Origin of the sequence: Candidatus Poriferisodalis sp., assembly GCF_965262965.1 — a bacterium.
Classification (GTDB): Bacteria; Actinomycetota; Acidimicrobiia; order Acidimicrobiales; family Poriferisodalaceae; genus Poriferisodalis.
Map to the genome: position 1 here is coordinate 1,706,004 of NZ_OZ253573.1, position 20,345 is coordinate 1,726,348.

Here is a 20,345-nt window from a genome sequence, read left to right on the forward strand (position 1 = left end):
CCTTTTCGGCTAGCGAGGCTCAGTGGCGAATGCGCTCAGACCGGCTTGACGTTTTGGGCTTCGTCGCCTTTGCGGCCGGGTCCGATGTCGAACTCGACCGTTTGCCCTGCCTCCAACGTGCGGTAATTCTCACCGACGATGTTGGAATAGTGCACAAAGACGTCATCGGCTCCCTCACGGGAGATGAAGCCGAAGCCTTTTTCGCTGTTGAAGAACTTGACGGTACCGCGCATTTGATGTCTTTCGAACTCGGCCGGGTCGGCCAAAGGCTGCAAGGGTACGCCGTGAACTCGGCGATCAGGCTCGCGTTCCCCTGACCGGCACAAATTCGGCGAGAAAACCCAGTGTTGCCTCGACAAAAACGTCGTTTCGATCGCCGGCGACCATGTGTGCTGCGTCGCCCACGTTCGCGTAACGGGCGTGGGGCACCGTCGCCAGGAACGCCTGCGCGCCCTCCTCGGAGAGCACGTCGCTAAGGCCGCCGTGCACCAGCAGCGTCGGCAGCGTCAGGTTCTCCGCAGCGGCCTGCTGGCGCGGGATGCGCTCTTTGAAGCTGCGCGGCCGGTGCATGAACGCCGGATCCCAGTGCCAGCGATAGCGGCCGTCGGGCCACAGGCGCACGTTCTTGGCGAGGCCGTCGAGGTTGCGCGGACGCTTGCGATGCGGTTGGTAGTTCGCGATGGCCTCGGCGACTTCTTCGAGTGACGCGAAACCGTCAGCGCCCTGAGCCATGAAGTCGCGGATCTTGCGCACTCCGGCCGCTTCGATCTGCGGTGCGGTGTCGACGAGCACGAGGGCGCTGGCGGTCACGGCGCGCTCCCCGACAGCAGTCAGCGAGGTGCCGCCGCCCATCGAGGCACCGACCAGCACCGGCATCTCGCCGAAGTGCGCCACGATTGCCACTATGTCGGCCACGAACGCCTCGGTCGTGTAGTCGCCGTCGGGCGCCCAGTCCGAGTCGCCGTGGCCACGAGCATCGAGGCTGACGGCCCGGTAGCCGCCATCAGCGAGGGCTTGGCCCGCGCCCTTCCACGCGTGGCGTGTCTGGCCGCCGCCGTGCTGCAGCAGCACCAACGGCCCGCTGTCGCCGTAGACGTCGGCCGCGACGCGCACGCCTCCGGACGCTTCGATCATCAGATCCGGGTCCGGCGCGCCGGTGATGCGATCTCCATGCTCGGAGGGATGGGAGTAGACGTCGGCGCCGGCCGGCTCGGACGGCACAAAGTCGGGGGCGTCTGCGTCTGCGAGGTCGACGAGGGGCCGATAGCGCTGGCCGGGCGGTTGCTGGGTCATGTCCAGCCTTTCGTTCGCTTGAGCTCGGTGCGCGACAGCGCCGAGGGCGTCTGCCGATGCGCGGAGCGCTCAGGAAGTCCGTGCTCGGCCGTCGGCCTTGGCGGCGGCCTGATCACGTCGACGGGCCTCGCCCGCTGCGGCCAATGCCGCACGGTTCGAATCGTCGACGCGCATGAAATGGTCGCGCCAGCGGTCGTTGTCGTCGTCATCCCACACGTGAGACGTCTGCACGGTCGTGCGCGGGAGCCATGCACGCTCGAGCAGGTCGAGCGCCGTGCCGACGATGTCGCGTTGCATTGCCACGTCGCCCGGCTTGCCAGTCGGATTGCCAAGCGGGAAGTCGGTGAACACGAAGCGTGCGACGCCGCACTCCTCGAGGATGTCCCGCGCGCTGCCGGCGACCACGGTGGGGATACCCGCTTCTTCGAGGTGTCGTGCGATCAGACCCACGGTCTGATGGCAGACAGGTCAGAGCGGGACCAGCAGCGCTACGTCCACACCGTCTTCGCGCATCCACGCTTCGATGCGAGGTGAGTCGTTGCGCTGAGTGCGGCGGTGGCTGTAGTCGGTGGGAATGCCGTAGAAGCGCTGTGACACAGCGCCGATGCGGCCTTCGGCGGCGAATTCTCGCAGCCGGTTGATCGGCAGGTACGTGTCGAGATCTTCGGTGTGGGTGTTGTCCTTGTCCCAGAACAGATCGCTGTTGTAGAGGCCGCCGAGGGCGTCCTCGCAGCGCGCTGCGTACGGCTGCTTCGGTCGGGCCGCAGGCACGCCGGCAGGCTCGCTGCCTGCGCGGAAGAACGACGTCGTGAGCAAGCCCACTGTGCACTCCGACAGCGGCTTTCCCAGTGGGGTGAATGCCACCTCGTGGCTGTACGCCCACTGGTAGGGCTGCGGATAGCCATGCGCTGCGTAGTACTCGCGCGACTTGTCGATGTAGCTCAGATACGACCGATGTGCCCGCCGTCCGTTCGACATGCCGTCCCCTTCTTCCGGACTCATACCCGAAGGCCGCAAGCCCTGGCTCGTTCGCCGCACCTCGTCAGATGCGAGCCGGCCGCAGCGGCCGACGCGCGCAAACTGTACGCGCCGACGCCAAGGTGCTGCCCACCAACCGCGTCACGCTGCGTGCGCGAATGCTCCGCCGTGCGGCAGCGAACGCGAACGGGCTCGGCCGAGCGCGGGCGCCCAGCGCGTCAGGCGGTCTCGCGTTGAACGGTCGGAATGACCTCTTCGAGGTAGGCATCAAGCGCGTCGTCGCGGATCGGCGCCCTCAACGCCACGTTGAGTCCCTGTGCGCCGGCTTCCCGGTATTCCAAGATCCGCTCGACCGCCATCTCGGGCGTGCCGACGAGCGCGCCATCGGCGAGTCGGGCTGCCATCGGGATGGTGCGCCGCTCGCCGATCCCGCCGAGCCAGATCGGCAGCCGCTCCTGTATCGGAGCGGGCAGGCACGAGGCATCGTGTGCACGAACCCAGCGGCCGTCGTACGTCGTGCGCTCTTGGGTGAGCAGCGAACGGATGAGCTCGAAGGACTCCTCGAGCATGTTGAATCGCTCACCGAGCGACGGGAAGTCGTAGCCGAAAGCTGCGGCTTCGGTTTCGTGCCAGCCCGAGCCGAGGCCGAGTGTGAAACGTCCCCCGCTGAAGTGATCGAGCGTGGTGGCGGCCTTGGCCAGCAAACCGGCGTTGCGATAACCGACATAGAAGACGAGACAGCCGATGCGGGCGTTACGAGTGTCCGCCACCAGGGAGCCGAGCGTGGAGAGAGTCTCGAAGTGCGGCAGGACGCCGCCGAGCCGGGGCGCCTCGTACAGGTGGTCCCAGATGGAGATCCAGTCGGCCCCTCCGGCATCGAGTCGCTTCCACAGGTCACGCATCCCAGAGGCGGTCATGTTCTGTTGCCCGATGCTCGCCCCGAGTTGCATCGGTCCATCGCCGGAGTCGTGCTGCGCCGAAGTCACCCGCGCAAGCTGACCCGCCGACGCTCTTAGCCTGATCGCCGTGACTGACGCCGACGCCATCGGGTCGAGCGAGAACGCAGCTGCGGACGAGGGCTCCGCATGGGGAGCCGGCGGACTGACGCTGGGCGGCAAGCTGGCCGATGCTGTGGAGCAGCCACCCACAGTGTTCGCTGCAGTGGGTGGGCAAGGTTTCTTCGACGCGCTTGTCGACCGGTTTTACGACGCGGTCGAGGCCGATGAGCTGCTGCGCCCCATGTATCCGCCCGACATGGGACCCTCTCGGCACCGTCTGGCCGGATTCCTCGCTCAGTACTGGGGCGGCCCGGCTGACTACAGCGCCGAGCGCGGCCACCCGCGCCTTCGGATGCGTCACATGCCGTTCGCTATCGGTCAGGCCGAACGCGATACCTGGATGCGCCACATGCTGGCATCGCTCGAAGCTGCCGAACTGCCCGACGGCTCGAAGCTGCCCGCAGACATCGCGAGCGCCATGTTCTCCCACTTCGACAACGCCGCCACCCACCTCATCAACAAGCCGAGCTAGCGGAGACGGGGATCGTCACCCATGCAACGAGCGCGGCGGATGTGGGAGTGCGTGGAGCGGTATCACCAGTTGTGCTACTGGGCGCCGGAGGTGCGGGAAACGGGCTCTGTGGCGGGGTTGCGGGGGTTCTGGATGAACTACTTCGCGACGCGGGTGGCGCCACTCGGGCCGGTGCCAGCCAGCGTGGCGGCGTCGCTGTTCTGCTATTACGCACCAGCGCGAGTTCGGCGCGCGATCCCAGATGCCTGGACGTACTCGTCACCTGCAGCAGTGCTGGCGGCGCGCTACGAGGGCATGGACGCCGCACTGAGACGTGAGCTGGGCGAGTTGGCTAGGGGCGACGAGGTGCGTCGATGCGTCGACATCGTGCACGCAGCTTGCGATGCTGCCGATCCGGTCGGCCGGGTGCTTTTTGCGGGCTGGGCGTCGCTCGAGTGGCCCGACGAACCCCATCTGGCGCTGTGGCACGGATGCACGTTGCTGCGCGAGTACCGCAGCGGGTGCCATCTGGTCGCGCTTACGGCGGCGGGACTGTCGGGCTGCGAGTCGGTGGTGTCCCAGGTCGCCGTCGACGAGGCGCCGCACGAGTGGATCAGCCAGGAAGCCGGGTGGACCGGAGCGGAGGCTGCGCTGGCGTACGACAGCTTGCGAGCCCGCGGTTGGGTGGACGCGGACGGCTGGGCCACTCAAGCCGGGCATGAAGGTCGTGCCGAGATCGAGGCGATGACCGACCGACTCGACGGCGCCCACTGGGCCGCTCTGGGAGACCAGATAACCGACGCCCTGCTCGCCGACATGGCACCCATCAATGCGTTGCTGCCCAAAGACGACCAGATCGACTGGCGCGAGCTGTATCCCTCCAACGAAACCCGCGCCGACTGAGGCTCGCCCACACGGCACCACAACCACGACGCGACGGCATCTGCAAGGCTTCGGGGTATGAGCGAGCAACTGCCTGGACACGTCGACAACCCGGTCATGGAGCACACAGACTCCATCGACATCGCCGCACCTCCCTCGAAGGTGTGGGGAATGGTGACGGCGCTGGATCGCTACGGCGAGTGGAGCAGCGAGAACACCGGCGGCTATTGGCGCAAGGGTCCCGACGGCGAGCCCGGCACCGGCCAGGTCGGCGACATGTTCGTCGGCATCAACCGGCTCGACGGCGAGGAGTGGAAGGCGCCCGTCGAGATCATCCGACGCGCCGAGAACGAGGACTTCGCGTTCGTGACCGGCGGCCTCGAATACAACATTGTCCTGTGGCGCTACCAGCTGGCGCCCAACGGCGATGGCACCACGCTGACAGAGACGTGGACGCTGCGGAAGCTGTCACCCCGCATGGTCGAGCACGGTCATGGCGAGGTCGATCAACGAGCCCACAACGCTCGCACCAGCATCCGAGCGACGCTCGAAGCGATGAAGGCGACCGCAGAGGCCTAGCCGGGAATGCCGATCATCTGGGTGCGTGAACGCAGGACCACCATGCGCTTGATGTCGACGAAGGCGCCAAAGCCGTCTTCGGTGACCGTCGACTTGTACGCCTCCCAGCCGTCCGGGTCGGCGAAATAGAGCTCGGCCATGCCCATGTAAGGCTCGTTGGCGGGGTTGACGCTGTGGTTGACCACGTAACGCAATCCGCCGATCTCGGTCATGACGCCGCGCACGTTCGGTGCATGCACCTCGAGCCAGTGCCGGAACGCCTCGTCGACCTCGACGCCGTCGCGGGCGGGCACCAAGAACGTCACCTTGTAGAAGCCTGAACGCGTCGCCGGGAACGGCTCATTGAGCGTGTTGGGCACGACGGGCAGGCTGCCGTCGAGCACCACGTACTCCGTCACCGGCCACTGCACATACGGCTCAGCCTTCTGCTGGAACGTGTCGGCCGGCGTGGTCCCGTGCGGCTCGGCGGGGGGCGGGAACGACCGCTCGAACCACAGCTGGGCCATGCCGTCCCACGCGGCGTCGCTGCCGTCATCACGACGCTCGAACAGCGTGGCGATGTACTTGTGCGCGTGGAGCTTGCCCGCCGCGGCCTGCCGCTGCTGGCCCTCGATCACGTTCGGCATGTGGTTCTTGAACCAGTTCGCCACCAGCTCGTCACGTGAGGCTTCGGGACGCCGCTTGATCAGGAAGATCATTTTCGCCGCTGGGTTGGCCGTGATTGTGCCTGACATGGATGCCTCCTCGACAAGGGCGGTCGGGCGGCATGTGCGTACTGCCCGCGTGCGGAGATCCTGCCACTTAGCCCCGGCCGTCGCAGCGCCGCAGTCGCGCCGGCGTTGCGACGTCAGGCGCCCAACTCGGCTGCGAGCGCCTCGGCCAGGCGGTCGTAGTCCCCTGGCTGGTTGTAGAGGTGGGCAGAGATCCGCAGGACGCGGTCCGGCGGGGCGGGCCACGTGAACACTGGCACTTCGATGCCGTGCCGGTCCCGTAGCGCCCCCATGAGTGGGTCGAAGATCGCGGAACCCGAGTGAGCGGCCGACGGCAACGGCACGCTCGCAATCGCGCCGATCATGTCCGCAGGTGCTGACGGCTCGATGCTGAGAGCCTCGATGAGCACGTCGCGCCCCCGCAGGCACAGCTCTCGGATCGCGCTCCGCACGCCGGGCCAGCCGTCAGGGTGCATCGCCTCCACCGCGGCCAGCGCATCGGGGATGGTCAGCCATGCGCTTGGGTCATGCGTGCCGGTCCAGTCGAACTGGGCGTGCAGGTGGCCTCCTGCAGACGGCCAGCCGCCGTTGTACCCGTGGCTGATGACGGCCGGGTAGACGTCATCCCGCCGGTCGGGACGCACCCACAAGAACGCGGCACCCTTGGCCGAGCACATCCACTTGTGGCAGTTCGCCGTGACATAAGACGCACCCAACCGGGCCACGTCGAAGTCGATCATGCCGGGAGCGTGCGCTGCGTCGACCAGAACCCGCACGTCTGGCTCCAGCTGTGCCGCGAGCTCGGCAACCGGCAGCACGAGGCCTGTTGCTGACGTCACTGCGTCAATGAGCAGGACACGCGTCCGGTCGGTCACGGCGGCGAGCACTGCATCGACCACGTCGCGCCTGTGCTCCAGCGGGAAGGGCACTTGCGCTGTCGTGACCACCGCGCCAGCACGCGACGCCGACACTACGGCGGCGTTGGCGCAGGCGTTGTACTCGTGATCGGTCACCAGAATCTCATCGCCGGGCTTCAAGCTCGGCTCCAAGGAACGCAGCACCCCGTTCACGCCAGCGGTCGCATTCGTGACGAACACCAAGCCTGCTTCGTCGGCGCCGACGAAGCGGGCCACAGCCCGCCGTGTCTGGTCCAGCCGTTCCTGGTACTCGCCTTCCAAGAAGAACTGTGTGGGATTCAGCTCGATGCGCTCCTGGATCCGTTGCTGGGCCTCGAGCACCGCTGCAGGGGTCGCGCCGAACGAGCCGTGATTGAGATGCAGTACCCCCGGGTCGAGCAGCCACGCAGTCACGCAGTCACGCTAGGTCAGCGAACACAGAGGCCGCGCGGAGAACTGCTGCCACGCCTTCTGTGTGCAAGTTTGCCGCCTGAGGCGGCATTTCTGCGCAGAGTCGAGGCATACGGGGCTGACGGGCACCGCAACCTCTCCGCCGACGCTCATAATGTCTGAGCACCGGAGGTCGCTATGCAGAAGCTCCTCGTGGCAAACCGCGGCGAGATCGCTATCCGCGCGTTTCGTGCCGCCACCCAGCTCGGCATCCGGACTGTCGCGATCCTGCCCATCGAGGAAGAACGCAGCGGTGCGTTGCACCGGATCAAAGCTGACGAGGCGTACGTCATCGGTGTCGAGGGCCGACCGGTCCGCGCCTATCTCGACCATGAAGCCATCGTCGCGAAGGCGGTCGAGGTGGGTGCCGATGCCGTCTATCCGGGGTACGGGTTCTTGTCCGAGAGTCCTGATCTTGCCGAAGCCTGCGCATCGGCGGGCATTGTGTTCGTCGGGCCCAGCGCGGAGGTGTTGCGGCTGACAGGCAACAAGATGCGTGCCCGCCAAGCAGCCTCCGAGGCCGGCCTGCCAGTGCTGCGCCAGTCGTTTCCGATCGATGAAGGCAGTGGCGCGGGGGGCCCGGGCGATCCGGACGGCTCGGGCGGCTCGGGCGGCCCAGATCTTGATGCCGTCGCGGCCAGCGCAGAGCAGATCGGCTACCCGCTGTTCGTGAAGGCTGCGTCCGGCGGCGGCGGGAGAGGCATGCGCCGGGTGGAGAAGCCTGCGGATCTCGCGGCGGCCATCGACGCTGCCCGGCGGGAAGCCCACAGCGCGTTCGGGGACGGCACGGTCTTTCTCGAAGAAGCAATGACCGATGTCCGCCACATCGAGACACAGGTTCTCGCCGATGCCGGGGGCAGCGTCGTGCATCTGTACGAACGGGACTGCTCGGTGCAGCGGCGCTTCCAGAAGGTCGTCGAGATGGCGCCTGCGCGCGACCTCGACGAGGCCGTGCGTGCACAGTTGCTGGACGACGCCGTGCGGTTTGCCCGGTCGATCGGCTACGTCAACGCCGGCACGGTGGAGTTCTTGGTGGACCGCAGTGGTCGTCACGTCTTCATCGAGATGAATCCCCGCATCCAGGTCGAGCACACTGTGACCGAAGAGGTCACCGACGTCGATTTGGTGGAATCGCAGCTACGGATCGCCGCGGGTGCGTCGCTGGCGGACCTGGGCCTGAGCCAGGATCGCATAACGCTTCGCGGTTACGCCATGCAGTGCCGGGTGACCGCCGAGGACCCATCGAACGACTTTCGACCCGACACGGGCCGGATCGTGGCGTACCGGCCCGCCAGCGGTGCGGGGGTTCGTCTTGACGGGTGCGTGTACCAGGGCGTCGAGATCACGCCCCACTTCGACTCGATGATCGAGAAGATCACCTGTCGGGGCCCCGACTTCGACACGGTGGTGCGCCGCATGCAGCGCACGCTTGCGGAGTACCGAGTTCGGGGCGTGTCCACCAATCAGCCGTATCTGCAGGCGATCCTCGCCGATGAGCAGTTCCGCAGTGGGCCGGTCACGACGACGTTCATCGACGATCGGCCCGAGCTGACGGCTGCTTCCGTCGGGGCTGACCGAGCGACACGCCTGCTGCGCTACCTGGCCGATGTCACCGTGCACCTGCCGAACGGCCCGGCGCCGACGCGCGTCAGTCCGGTGTCGAAACTGCCGCCGCGCCCGGCGGGCGCGCCACATGCGGGATCCCGGCAACGGCTCGTCGAGCTGGGTCCGGAGAAGTTCGCGGCGCACCTGCGGGCTGCGACAGCAGTGGCGGTCACGGACACGACGTTGCGCGACGCCCACCAGTCGATCTTGGCGACCCGGCTGCGCACGATCGACCTCGTCGCGGGTGCTCGCCAGATGGCTCACGCGATGCCGCAGCTGCTCAGCATGGAGTGCTGGGGCGGCGCCACGTTCGATGTCGCGTTGCGGTTCCTTCACGAGGACCCGTGGCAGCGGCTCACGCAGATTCGTGCTGCGGCGCCGAACATCTGCACCCAGATGCTGCTGCGTGGTCGCAACACCGTGGGGTACTCGCCGTATCCCGATTCGGTGGCTGGCCACTTCGTGGCGGAAGCGGCCGCAACGGGCATGGACATCTTCCGGGTCTTCGACGCGTTCAACTCCATCGACCAGATGCGGCCCGCTATCGACGCCGTTCTGGATGCGGGTGCCGTCGCTGAAGGCACGATCTGCTACTCGGGGAACCTCTCGAGCCCATCCGAGGACCTGTATACCCTCGACTACTACTTGAATGTCGCAGAGCATCTGTCGGACGCCAGCGTTCACATCCTGTGCATCAAGGACATGGCCGGGCTTCTGCGGCCCGCTGCCGCTACGACGCTGGTGGCGGCGCTGCGGGAACGCTTCAGCCAGCCGGTGCACCTGCACACCCACGACACCGCCGGCGGCCAGCTTGCGACGTACCTCGCTGCGGTCGACGCGGGTGTGGACGCGATCGACGCCGCTGCGCCGCCGCTGTCGGGCATGACGTCGCAGCCATCGATCGCTTCGGTGGTGGCCATGACCGACGACACCGACCGGACCACCGGGCTGAGTCTCGACGCGATCGGCGATCTCGAGCCCTACTGGGAGGCAGTGCGGCGTGTCTACGCGCCATTCGAGGCGGGGCTGCCATCGCCGACGGGCACCGTGTACCGCCATGAAATACCCGGCGGGCAGCTGTCGAACCTGCGATCTCAGGCGCGTGCGCTCGGGATCGGCCACCGCTTCGAAGAGGTGGAGCGGCTCTACGCAGCGTGCAACGAGCTGCTCGGGCGCCCCATCAAGGTGACACCGTCATCAAAGGTCGTGGGCGACCTGGCGCTGCATCTCGTGGCGTCAGGCGTCACGCCGGCTCAGCTCGCCGACGATCCCGCAAGCGTGGACTTGCCTGACAGCGTGATCGGTTTCCTGCACGGCGAACTCGGCACTCCCCCGGGAGGATTCCCTGAGCCGTTTCGCTCGCGTGCGACTGCGGAGCGCCACTGGTCGTCGAAGACCAAGGATCTCACCGCGAACGACGAGGCGGGCCTTGCGGGTGATCGTCGGGCCACGCTGAACCGGCTGCTGTTTCCCACACCCTCGGCGGCCCAAGCTGAGAACGCGCACCGCTACGGCGATCTCTCGGTGCTGCCGTCGCTGCTGTTCTGGTACGGGCTCGACGCCCACGAAGACGACACCGCTGTCGTGTTTGGCCCCGGGGTGCGGTTGCTGCTTGGCCTGCGGTCGATCAGCGAGCCCAATGACGAGGGCATCCGCATCATCAGCTTCAGGGTCAACGGGCAGCCTCGCGACATTGACACCGTCGATCGCAATGTCGCCTCGGATCGTCCCGAGCACGCACGAGCCGACCCGAACGAGCCAGGTCAGATCGCAGCTCCGTTCCGGGGCGCGATCAGCGTCTCGGTCTCCGTCGGCGATCAAGTGACGGCGGGCGACACGATCGCCGTGATCGAGGCCATGAAGATGGAGTCGTCGATCTCGACTCCGGTGACGGGAACGGTCGGCGCCATCGCTGCGGCGCCCGGCGCGCTGCTCGAGCCCGGGGACCTCATCGCTGAGATCCGTCCCGCCGGCCGTTCAGCCAGCCCCGAGACCGAAGACGACGCGTAGCTGGCATCGCCGCTAATTTTCGCAGCATCATGCTGCAGCCATTCACCATTGCCGATTGCGTCGCAACGAACGCTCGGTCCTATCCGGACCGGTGCGCGATCGAAGTGCTCGACCCACGCCTCACCGGAGGCGTCGAGCCCGTCGAGACGTGGACGTACGGCCAACTCTGGGCCCGAACGGAGGCCCTCACGGATGCGCTGGGGCCAGTCGAGCCGGGGGCTCATGGGCAGATGGCCGGGCTCCTGCTTCCAAACGGCTCCGACTACGCCGCCGCGTACCTGGCATGCCAGCTCGTTGGCGCAGCTGCAGTCCCGGTCAACAGCCGACTTGCCGAACCCGAGATCCACTACGTGCTCGAAGACTCGGGCGCCGCGGTGCTGCTGGCAGCGGTGCCGTTCATCGACATCGCCCAGCGGGTCACGGCCGATCTCGGCATCAGGCTGATCGACGCCACCTCGATTCCCGCCTCGGCGCCAACGAGATGGTCGCGGCCCATCGGGCCCTATGCCGACATCGATCCCGGCACGGGTCGGCTGGTGCCAAGCGTCGCGCCAACCGACACCGCCACCGACGAGCGCGCCGCCATGATCGCCTACACCTCAGGGACGACCGGCTTCCCGAAGGGAAGCATCAACACCAATGCCGGATTCCTGACTCGACTGATGCATTGGAGCTGGACGTTCGGGCTGTCCCGTCGAGAAGTCGTGTCCACGCCGGGTCCGATGTTCCACCTTTCCTATGGCGGCCTGACGCTGGCGCAGCTGGTGGCCGGCGGTCGGGTCCGGGTCATGACCTCGTTCGAGCCGCAAGCCGCCCTCGACGAGTACGCCCAGCACAGCACCTGGGCGTTCCTTGTGCCCTCCATGACCGCTGCGATCGCCGAGGCGTGGCGGGGGGCGGGCCAGCCGCCATTGAGCGCATTGAGATACCTGCTCTCAGCAGGGGCGCCAGGACCGATGTCCCTGCTCGACGAGGCATTCGACATCTTTCCGAGCGCCGAGATCACCGACGGCTACGGCTGGACCGAAGCTGGCTGGGTGACGTACGACATCAAGGATCGTGCCGCTCTCGTGCCGCATTGCGTGGGCGGCCCCGCGCCGGGCTCCGTCGTCAAGGTCGTCGACCCTGACACCTGCGATGAGGTTCCAGTCGGGGTCGCGGGCGAGGTAGTCGCAATGTCAGTGGTGCCCTTCGAAGGCTATCTGGGCCGGCCCGAGGCCACCGATGCGGCCCACACCCCTGACGGTTTCGCCCGCTCGGGCGACGTGGGCATCATGGCGGACGACGGCCGGCTGGCGATCGTGGACCGCGTCAAGGACATGATCATCAGCGGCGGGGAGAATGTGTACTGCGCCGAAGTTGAGCGAGTCCTCGTCGAGCATCCGCAGATCGCCGAAGCCGCTGTGGTTGGACTGCCCGACGAGCGCTGGGGCGAGCGAGTCGCAGCAGCCGTCGTGCCGCGCGCGGGCTGCCAGCCCGATCCGGACGATGTCGTCGCATTCGTGCGAGACCGGCTGGCCCACTACAAGTGCCCACGCGAGCTGATCGCGGTGGGTGAGCTGCCCCGAAATGCCATGGGAAAAGTGCTCAAACCATTGCTCGCCGAGCAGTTCGGCTGACCTCCGCGCACCAGTGTTCGGAGCGTCAGCGAGAACGGGCTAAAACTAAGATATGGCGACTTCATGGACCCAGCCGACGGCTGCGTGGACACAGCCGGAGTCTGAATTCTGGGCTCCCAATCGCAACGCTGTAGACGAGTCGTTCGCCATGGCGCCTGCGGTCTACGCCGACGAGGGCTTCTTCGCCGACGAACAAGAGCGACTGTTCGGCCGTGCATGGGTCTGCGTGGCGCTGACGGCAGAGCTGGCACGACCGAGCCGGCTGCTGGTGCGGTCGATCGGCGGGCGATCGGTGCTGCTGGCCAGAACCGACGACGGGCTGGTCGGCTTCCTGAACTCGTGCCGCCACCGCGGCACCGAGCTCGCCGAGGCCGACTGCGACATCGCACAGACCATCCGCTGCCCGTATCACCGCTGGCACTACAGCGTCGACGGGCGGCTCGTGGCCACGCCGATGTTCGATTCGGTGCCAAGGGACGACTTCGACCCAGCAGATTTCGGCCTGGTGCCCGTGCGAGTGGACTCGTGGGGGCCGTTCGTGTTCGCGTGCCTGAACGCCGACACACCGCCCCTCGCACAGTGGCTAGGCGACCTCGACGAGCGCATGGCCGGCTACGGCTTCGACGAGTGGCAGCCCGCTACACCCTCACCGGCGGACTGCACGTTCGAGCCGGCCGCCAACTGGAAGCTGATCTTCGAGAACTTCGCGGAGTACTACCACCTGGGGTGGGTGCATCCCGAGCTGGCGAAGATGTCCCGAGTGGAGGACCACCACCGCTACCAGGGGCCGGGCATGTACTGCGGGCAGACAACGACTCCCATCTCCGGCGATGAGCGCGACGACTGGCTGACGCTGCCGGCCGCGGACGGCCTCGATGCGTCCGATGCCGCCAGCGGCAGGTTCATCGCGTTGTTCCCGAACGTGCTGATTGCCGTGCTGCCGAGCCACGCATTCGTGATGCGACTCGAACCGGTGTCGGCAGGGCGCACCATCGAGCACTGCTCGTTCGTGTTCCCGCCGGGCACGTCGCCGGCATCCGACGAGGCGGGCGCGCAGCAGTTCGCGGAGGCGTTCGAAGTCACTCGGCGCTTCTGGATCGATGTGAACGACGAGGACATCGACATCTGCGAGCGTGCCCAGCGCGGCATTGCTCGCGGGGGTGCGCCGCCGGGTCCGCTGGCGCCGCGCTTCGAAGAGCCGCTGAATCGCTTCCACAAGATGACAGCCGATCTCATGACGCTGGAGACCGTTGCTGAACTGGCAGTGCCAGCAGGTGACCGGCCCGGCGGCATCGACCTCTACGGAAGCGATCCGAACCCCATGCCGCCGGCCACCGAAGCCGCAGCAGCCTCAAGCGCACCGGAGGCCCCGGCGACGGCGACGTCATGACCGACCGTGTGCAGGCGGTCGTCGTCGGCGGCGGCGTCGTCGGCGCAAGCGTGCTGTTCCACCTGACACGAGCCGGCTGGACCGACGTGGTGCTGCTGGAACGCTCCGAGCTGACTGCGGGCTCGACGTGGCATGCGGCGGGCGGGATGCATCCGATCAACTCGGATCCGACGATGGCCAAGCTGCAGCAGTACACCATCGAGCTGTATAGCGAGATCGAGGAGATCTCTGGGGTGGATTGCGGCATCCACCTCACCGGCGCCATCAACCTGGCCGACACGCCCGAGCGCCTGGACTGGCTGCGGATGACGCATGCGCGGGGCCACTACCTGGGCATCGAGTCCGAGATGATCTCCGCGGAAGAGGCCGCTCGGCGCCTGCCGATTATCGACCCGAGCCAGTTTGCGGGCGCGATGTTCGATGCGGATCACGGACATGTGGACCCGGCAGGTGTCACGTTCGCATATGCGCGCGCGGCGGTGGCAGCGGGCGCGGACGTGCGCCGCCATACGTGGGCGCGGCGGATCGAGCGGGCGCCTGCGGGGCATTGGCGGGTCGGGATCTACGACACGTCTCGAGGAGATCTGGCCGGGGGTGAGGTGGACGGCGAGGTCGGCGACTGGCTCGAGGCAGATCACGTCGTCAATGCGGGCGGACTGTGGGCGCGAGAGGTCGGGCGGATGGTGGGCCTCGAGCTGCCCGTGCTGGCCATGGAGCACACCTACGTGCTGACCGAGCCGATGGACACCGTGGTCGCCCACAACGAACGCACCGGCGATGAGCTGATGGGCGTCATCGACTTCGGCGGCGAGATCTATACGCGCCAGGAGGGCCGGGGGCTGCTGGTGGGCACGTACGAGCAGGCCGCCGTGGCATGGCAGCGCCGCCAGACGCCGTGGGACTTCGACAAGCGCCTGTTGACGCCCGACCTCGAGCGGATCGCCCCATCGCTGGACACGGCGTTCCGGCACTTCCCGGCGCTGGCCGATGTGGGGATTGCGCGGGTGGTCAATGGGCCGTTCACGTTTGCGCCGGACGGGAATCCGCTTGTCGGTCCGATTCGGGGTTTGCCGGGGTTCTGGTCGGCGTGCGCGGTGATGGCGGGTTTGTCGCAGGGCGGCGGTGTCGGCTTGGCGATGGCGAACTGGATGACGACGGGCGACCCGGGTTTCGACGTGTGGGCCATGGACGTCGCCCGCTTCGGCGACTGGGCGAGCCGTGCCTACACCAACACCAAGGTGCGCGAGAACTACCGCCGACGCTTCAGCATCAGCTTCCCCAACGAATTCTTGGGTGAGGGCCGGCCGCTGGTCACGACGCCGATCTACCCCGATCAGTGCGAGGCCGGAGGGGTGTTCGGCGATTCGTTCGGTTTGGAAGTGCCGCTGTGGTTCGCTCCTGAGGCGAGGGCCGTCGAGGACATCACGTTCGGCCGTTCGAATGCATGGCCGCATGTACGTGAAGAAGTGGCTGCGGTGCGTGGCGGGTTGGGGCTGATGGAGTCGTCAGGATTAGCCAAGTTCGGGGTGGAGGGTCCGCGGGCTCGGGAGTGGCTGGCGCACCTCGTGGCTTCGCGGGTGCCGGGGCCTGGGCGGATTGCTCTGGCGCCGATGTGCGGCGAATCGGGGAATCTCACGGGCGATCTAACGATTGCGTGCCTGCCGCCAGCGACGGGGCGAGCTGACGGGCCTGCTGAGACGGTGACCGGCGGTGCGACGGCGAACATTGGCGGACGCAGCGGCAGCGGCGAGCGGTTCGTGATCTTCGGATCGGGCGTGGCGCAGCGCTACTACGAGCGGTGGTTTGACGCAGCGCTGGTTGGGTGGGCGCCGGCGGTGACGTATCGCACGCTCGGCACTGACGTGTGCGGGATCGCTTTGGCCGGGCCGAAGTCCAGGGAATTGCTGGCCGAGGTCGCTGACGCTGACGTGTCGAATGACGCCATGCGATTCGGCAGCTTTTCCGAATTCGATGTGGGGTGGGCCCGGGTGTGGTGCGGCCGGCTGAGCTACACAGGGAGCCTGGGCTACGAGCTGTGGATGCCGGCCGGGTATCAGCGGCATGTGTTCACGCTGTTGCGCGAGCGGGGTCGGGCGCATGGTTTGCGGCTGTTTGGCCTGCATGCGCTGAACTCGCTTCGCTTGGACAAGAGCTTTGGCAGCTGGGCTCGTGAGTACCGGCCGACCTATGACCCGTTCGAGGCGGGCCTTGGCCGCTTTGTGCGGTTCACGAGAGCGGGCGACGCCGGCGAGGACTTTGTGGGGCGAGCTGCGCTTGTCGACAAATACGGGGCGCAGGGCGGCGGGGCCAGTGGTGGTTCTGCCGTGCCGGGTGCGATGACGTTGCGCACGTGGACTGTTGATACGGCGCCGGGGCGCTCGGGCTTGTGTGTTGCGGCTGACTTTGTGTCGCTAGTGGCGGTTGGTTTCAGCCAGCATGGGAGGGTTCTCGGCGGAGCGTTGAGGAGTTCTGTTGAGTATCGAGCCTGGTGTGAAGAGGAAGCGGTTCTTGGCGCCGCAGGAGAAGTACGAGATCTGGATGCAGCTCGTGCGTGGGGAGACCACGGTGAGCGAGGCGGCCGATCGGGCGCGTGTGGACCGGTCGACGGTAGCGAAGCTGCGCGAGGTGGCCCGGCAGGGCGCGCTCGATGCGCTGGCGCGGTCGCGTCCGGGCCGGCGGGACAAGCAGCGGGACGTGGAGGCCGAGGCGGCGGGGGCCCAGGTCGAGCGTTTGCGCACTGCGTTGGCCGAGATGGCGGTGAGGTTGACGTTGGCGGAGGGAAAAGAGCGTTGGGGCGCAGTGGCCGGGTCCCACGACGGGTGGATGCGGCCGCCAAGACAGCGCTCATGGATTTGGTCGTGCGTGCCGAGGCGGGCGGGTGGAGCACCCGGGCGGCGTGCGTGCGCCTGGAGCTGTCCCAGCGCCGCCTGGAGCGGTGGCGTGGCCGCGTCGCTGACGGTGAGGGCCTCGACGACGCGGCGCCGGGCGGGGGCGCGGTCCACGGGCTCACTCCCGGCGAGGAAGACGAGATCGTGGCGGTGTTCGACGAGTGGGGCGACATCGACTCATCGCATCGCAAGCTCGCTCACCGGGGGTCGTGGCTGGGTCGGTTCTGGGCCGACCCGTCAACCGTGCGGCGGGTGCTCGAGCGCCGCGACCTGCGCTTTCGCGGCCCGAAACGGCATGCACGCTCGGTCCGCAGGCCGTGGCCGGCGTGGGTCGAGCAAGCCCCGAACCGGATATGGATCTACGACACGACGCACTGGACGCGAGCCGGGGCGGCCACCACGGTGATCTGCGACGTGATCTCCCGCAAATGGATCGCCGATATCACCTCGGCCGACGAGACCAGCATCGAGGTCCAGGCCGTGTTCAACCGGGCACTGCGCGCAGAACGCCTCGACGACGTCATCGACCAGCGCAACCCCCAAAGCACCCCATGGGACCCCGACTCCGACGCGGCACCGGTTCTGCTGGTGATGTCCGACAACGGCCCCCAGATGAGGTCCGGGGCGACACGGGAGTTCATGGCGCTGTGCTGGCTCGCCACCCACTACGGCCGACCCGGCACCCCCACCGACCAAGCCTGGACCGAGAGCCTGTTCGGCCACCTCAAGACCGAACAGCCCCACCTCGAACTCATCGACGACATCGACGTGCTGCGCGCCGAACTCGAAACCCAACAACAGCGCTACAACACCATCCGACTGCACGCCGGCATCGGCTACGTCACCCCCGACCAAGAACACCGCGGCCACCGACACACCATCCGAGCCGCCCGACGCGACGGCCTCGCCCGAGCCCGCCGACAACGCATCGCCTACCATCGAAACCACCCACCCCGAGGACCCGAACATGCGGGCTGAATCCTCCACCAGAAGCGACATCAAGTCAGACACACGTCACAATGCGTTCGTAGGTACTCCAATAGCCAGCATCACCGAGCGGCTAATAACGGGGCGGCGCGTCCGGGCTGACAACGTCAATTCGTTCGATGTTTGGGCGATTTTCGTGAAATATTTCAGAACCTATGAACGTCATTGCGCACGTGCTGCATAATCATGGACATCAGCATTCTTGTGCTCTCTAGATGTATATCAAGCCCTCATGCGGCTCTCAATAGGTCAACCGGGCGGACGCGTAACGGAATCACAACCACTGAGGTCCTCGGTGGCGACTCATTCTCGTTCATGCAATACATATGTGTACGGTTGAGCGTTTTCGTCTCGCAGTGACTTCACAGAGCACTCGTGCGGGCTTCGGTTACAACCTTGGCCCCCCTGTGTGGTCCGAAAGGTGTGATCTACACTGTCTGACCTTCCCAATTGGGCGTTGGACATACAGGGAATTCATCCGGATGGGCACACAACTGCTGAGCCACGCTGAGGCACAGATCACACGACGACTGTCCTCAATCGCGAGAATCTTGGTCCTATCTGATTTCCCTTTCAAACAGTCTATGTGCAATTTTCATATAAATAATCTATTTGATTCATATTGCACAACTAAGCGAACGGGCTGGTCGCTATGACTTCGCGCCTGGAGATGCATCACTACGAAACGATTGTCGCTGTGTCGGACACTGGCTCAGTCACTGCTGCGGCAGGTCGACTTCACGTCAGCCAGTCCGCCGTGAGCCATCGACTAGCTGAAGCCGAGCGACGGCTCGGCGGTCGATTGTTCGAGCGACGACCGTCGCGGGGCATGCAGCCGACGCCGGCCGCACTGGCACTTTGCCAAGCCGCCCACCGCGCGATGCCTGACTTGGCCCGCGCCGAACGCGACTTCATGCGCAGCGCCGGAGGGACAACCGCTACCGTACGCATCGGCATCGGCTCGTACGACTGCTACCACTGGCTGGCGCAATTCGCAGCGACAGCAAGTGAACAGCTTCAGAATCTGATGCTCGAACTGGTCGTCGTTGGCGACTCGCCGGTACAGCGGCTCGCAGACGGCACCGCCGACCTGGTGCTGGCCCCCGGGCAGCCGCGAGGCGCATGCACGGCGCAGCATCTGTTCACCGACGAGCTGGTGCTCATCACCAGTCCAGATCACCGGCTCGCGGAGCGAACATGGATCGGACCCGAATCGGTTGGCGACGAGCACTATTTCACCTACAACCGTCAACCCGCACCCGGCTTCGAGTACGAGCGGTTCATTCGACCTGCAGGTGTGTCCCCTCGCACCATCACCGTGCTGGAGCAGACCGGTGCCATCGCAGAGATGGTCGCCGCGGGATTCGGCGTGTCCATCCTCAGCCGTTGGGCGATGTCGCCATGGATCGAGGTCGAGCGGCTTGCCGCAGTGCGCTGCAGTCGCCGCGGTCTCGACTTGGAGTGGTCGGCATTGACCCGGCTCGACACACAACTCGACGCGCCTGAACGGCAAGTCGCCGATGCCATCGTCGAGTGGCTCGGCAACGGCGGGAATCCGTCGAACTAACGCAGGTCGGACCGACGCAGCCCGGGCTAGCGCAGCACGACACGGCATCCGGATCGATTGCCTTGGCTCGCTTGCCCTAGCCCGATTGCCTTGGCCCGTCAGCTCAACAACGACTCACAGAACGGCGACGCCGACAGGACTTGGGGTCCCGTCGGCGTGATGAGCACCTGTTCGTCGAGCTTGACGGCTTCGGGGCGACCCTGCGGGGCCACCAGGCTCTCCACGCACAGCACCATGCCGGGCTCGAGCACGCCGTCGTAGCCGTCGGATGCGAACTGGTCGCGATTGAGAATCAGCGGGTACTCGTTGCACAAGCCCATGCCGTGTGCAACGCAGGCATTTGCCGGTGAGTGCAACCCGTCGGGAGGAAGGTGTGCCCGTTGTGACACCTCGGCGAACGTCACTCCGGGCTGCAGCAGCTCGACGTTGCGTTGCACCTGCTCGTACGCCGCGGCATACATGTCCCGTTGCTCCGCCGTGCGCTTGACGTCGCCGGCAAGCCACGTACGCGAGACGTCCACGGTGTAGCCGCCGAGCCCGACGTGGTCGGTATCGAATGCCACGAGGTCTCCCTCGCGGATCACTCGATCCGAGCACTCCTGGTACCACGGGTTGGTGCGCGGCCCCGACGTCAGCAGTCGGGTCTCGAACCACTCGCCGCCGCCCAACGCTCGGCGAACTCCTCGGTCCGGGGACCGGTGATGAAGTGGTACCAGCTCACTGCGCTGCGGATCTCGCCCACGCCAGGGTGGCCGTCGGAGAGGTGCTCGCAGGTCTTGAAGTCGAACAGGGTGACGTGGCCCTGCGCAGGGACCAGTGCGTAGCGGCACGGATGATGCAGCGCATACACCGACATGTTCGAGGTGCCGGTGGCATACCGAATGTTGAACGGGTCGTAAAACAACCCAGCGTCGCAATCCGCGGCGACAAGTCGATGCTGCAACCGGGCGAGCCGCTCGAGCTCCAACTCGGCAGCCGGCAC

At 66.7% G+C, this 20,345-nt stretch carries 17 protein-coding genes; 8 read left to right on the forward strand and 9 right to left on the reverse strand.

What is annotated here, in order from left to right; genetic code table 11:
- Positions 1-35: 35 nt before the first annotated feature.
- The 5 genes from ACQY5K_RS08105 to ACQY5K_RS08125 form a co-directional block, all read right to left on the reverse strand.
- Positions 36-233 carry a cold-shock protein gene (locus ACQY5K_RS08105; RefSeq protein WP_419922254.1) on the reverse strand — a complete coding sequence of 66 codons (198 nt, stop codon included), beginning with the start codon at positions 231-233 and terminating at the stop codon, positions 36-38.
- A gap of 64 nt (positions 234-297) precedes the next feature.
- Entirely contained in the window at positions 298-1,293 is a 996-nt protein-coding gene (locus tag ACQY5K_RS08110; protein WP_428121822.1) for an alpha/beta fold hydrolase, read from the reverse strand.
- A gap of 69 nt (positions 1,294-1,362) precedes the next feature.
- Positions 1,363-1,743, reverse strand: a complete 381-nt coding sequence (locus ACQY5K_RS08115; RefSeq protein ID WP_428121825.1) for a hypothetical protein — start codon at positions 1,741-1,743, stop codon at positions 1,363-1,365.
- Positions 1,744-1,761: 18 nt separating this feature from the next.
- Entirely contained in the window at positions 1,762-2,295 is a 534-nt protein-coding gene (locus ACQY5K_RS08120) for a hypothetical protein (RefSeq protein ID WP_428121827.1), read from the reverse strand.
- A gap of 194 nt (positions 2,296-2,489) precedes the next feature.
- Entirely contained in the window at positions 2,490-3,257 is a 768-nt protein-coding gene (locus ACQY5K_RS08125; RefSeq protein ID WP_428121829.1) for an LLM class flavin-dependent oxidoreductase, read from the reverse strand.
- A 121-nt stretch (positions 3,258-3,378) separates the two neighbouring features.
- Between ACQY5K_RS08125 and ACQY5K_RS08130 the strand changes: the two genes are divergently transcribed.
- From ACQY5K_RS08130 to ACQY5K_RS08140, 3 genes are read left to right on the forward strand one after another with little or no spacing between them, the layout of a single operon-like run.
- Positions 3,379-3,801, forward strand: coding sequence for a globin (locus ACQY5K_RS08130; protein ID WP_419923507.1), 423 nt, complete (start codon positions 3,379-3,381; stop codon positions 3,799-3,801).
- Positions 3,802-3,822: 21 nt separating this feature from the next.
- Positions 3,823-4,683, forward strand: a complete 861-nt coding sequence (locus ACQY5K_RS08135; RefSeq protein ID WP_428121831.1) for an SCO6745 family protein — start codon at positions 3,823-3,825, stop codon at positions 4,681-4,683.
- 57 nt (positions 4,684-4,740) lie between these two features.
- A complete protein-coding gene (locus ACQY5K_RS08140) occupies positions 4,741-5,241 on the forward strand; it encodes an SRPBCC family protein (protein WP_428121833.1) in 501 nt (166 codons plus the stop codon).
- On the opposite strand, the gene ACQY5K_RS08145 is transcribed toward ACQY5K_RS08140, so the two are convergent.
- Positions 5,238-5,975 (reverse strand): EthD domain-containing protein, encoded by a 738-nt coding sequence (locus ACQY5K_RS08145; RefSeq protein WP_419922247.1) that lies wholly within the window; start codon positions 5,973-5,975, stop codon positions 5,238-5,240. The genes ACQY5K_RS08140 and ACQY5K_RS08145 overlap by 4 nt on opposite strands.
- 113 nt (positions 5,976-6,088) lie before the next feature.
- Entirely contained in the window at positions 6,089-7,261 is a 1,173-nt protein-coding gene (locus ACQY5K_RS08150) for an aminotransferase class V-fold PLP-dependent enzyme (RefSeq protein WP_428121836.1), read from the reverse strand.
- Positions 7,262-7,435: 174 nt separating this feature from the next.
- Here ACQY5K_RS08150 and ACQY5K_RS08155 point away from each other — a divergent pair, with 174 nt between their 5' ends.
- The 5 genes from ACQY5K_RS08155 (at position 7,436) to ACQY5K_RS08175 (ending at position 19,363) form a co-directional block, all read left to right on the forward strand.
- The gene (locus tag ACQY5K_RS08155; RefSeq protein WP_428121838.1) at positions 7,436-10,912 is read left to right on the forward strand and encodes a pyruvate carboxylase; all 3,477 of its coding nucleotides are present in this window, start codon (positions 7,436-7,438) and stop codon (positions 10,910-10,912) included.
- Positions 10,913-10,941: 29 nt separating this feature from the next.
- Positions 10,942-12,531: a class I adenylate-forming enzyme family protein gene (locus tag ACQY5K_RS08160; RefSeq protein ID WP_428121840.1), complete on the forward strand. Its 1,590-nt coding sequence runs from the start codon at positions 10,942-10,944 to the stop codon at positions 12,529-12,531.
- A gap of 52 nt (positions 12,532-12,583) precedes the next feature.
- Positions 12,584-13,921: an aromatic ring-hydroxylating oxygenase subunit alpha gene (locus ACQY5K_RS08165; RefSeq protein WP_428121843.1), complete on the forward strand. Its 1,338-nt coding sequence runs from the start codon at positions 12,584-12,586 to the stop codon at positions 13,919-13,921.
- A complete protein-coding gene (locus tag ACQY5K_RS08170) occupies positions 13,918-17,787 on the forward strand; it encodes an FAD-dependent oxidoreductase (RefSeq protein WP_428121845.1) in 3,870 nt (1,289 codons plus the stop codon). Before ACQY5K_RS08165 ends, ACQY5K_RS08170 begins: the two co-directional genes overlap by 4 nt.
- A gap of 661 nt (positions 17,788-18,448) precedes the next feature.
- Positions 18,449-19,363, forward strand: coding sequence for a LysR family transcriptional regulator (locus tag ACQY5K_RS08175; RefSeq protein WP_428121847.1), 915 nt, complete (start codon positions 18,449-18,451; stop codon positions 19,361-19,363).
- Positions 19,364-19,461: 98 nt separating this feature from the next.
- Here the strand turns inward: ACQY5K_RS08175 and ACQY5K_RS08180 are convergent, their stop codons facing one another.
- Positions 19,462-20,031 (reverse strand): M24 family metallopeptidase, encoded by a 570-nt coding sequence (locus tag ACQY5K_RS08180; protein WP_428121849.1) that lies wholly within the window; start codon positions 20,029-20,031, stop codon positions 19,462-19,464.
- Positions 19,995-20,345, reverse strand: coding sequence for an aminopeptidase P family N-terminal domain-containing protein (locus tag ACQY5K_RS08185; protein WP_428121852.1), 351 nt, complete (start codon positions 20,343-20,345; stop codon positions 19,995-19,997). The genes ACQY5K_RS08180 and ACQY5K_RS08185 overlap by 37 nt, the downstream gene beginning before the upstream one ends.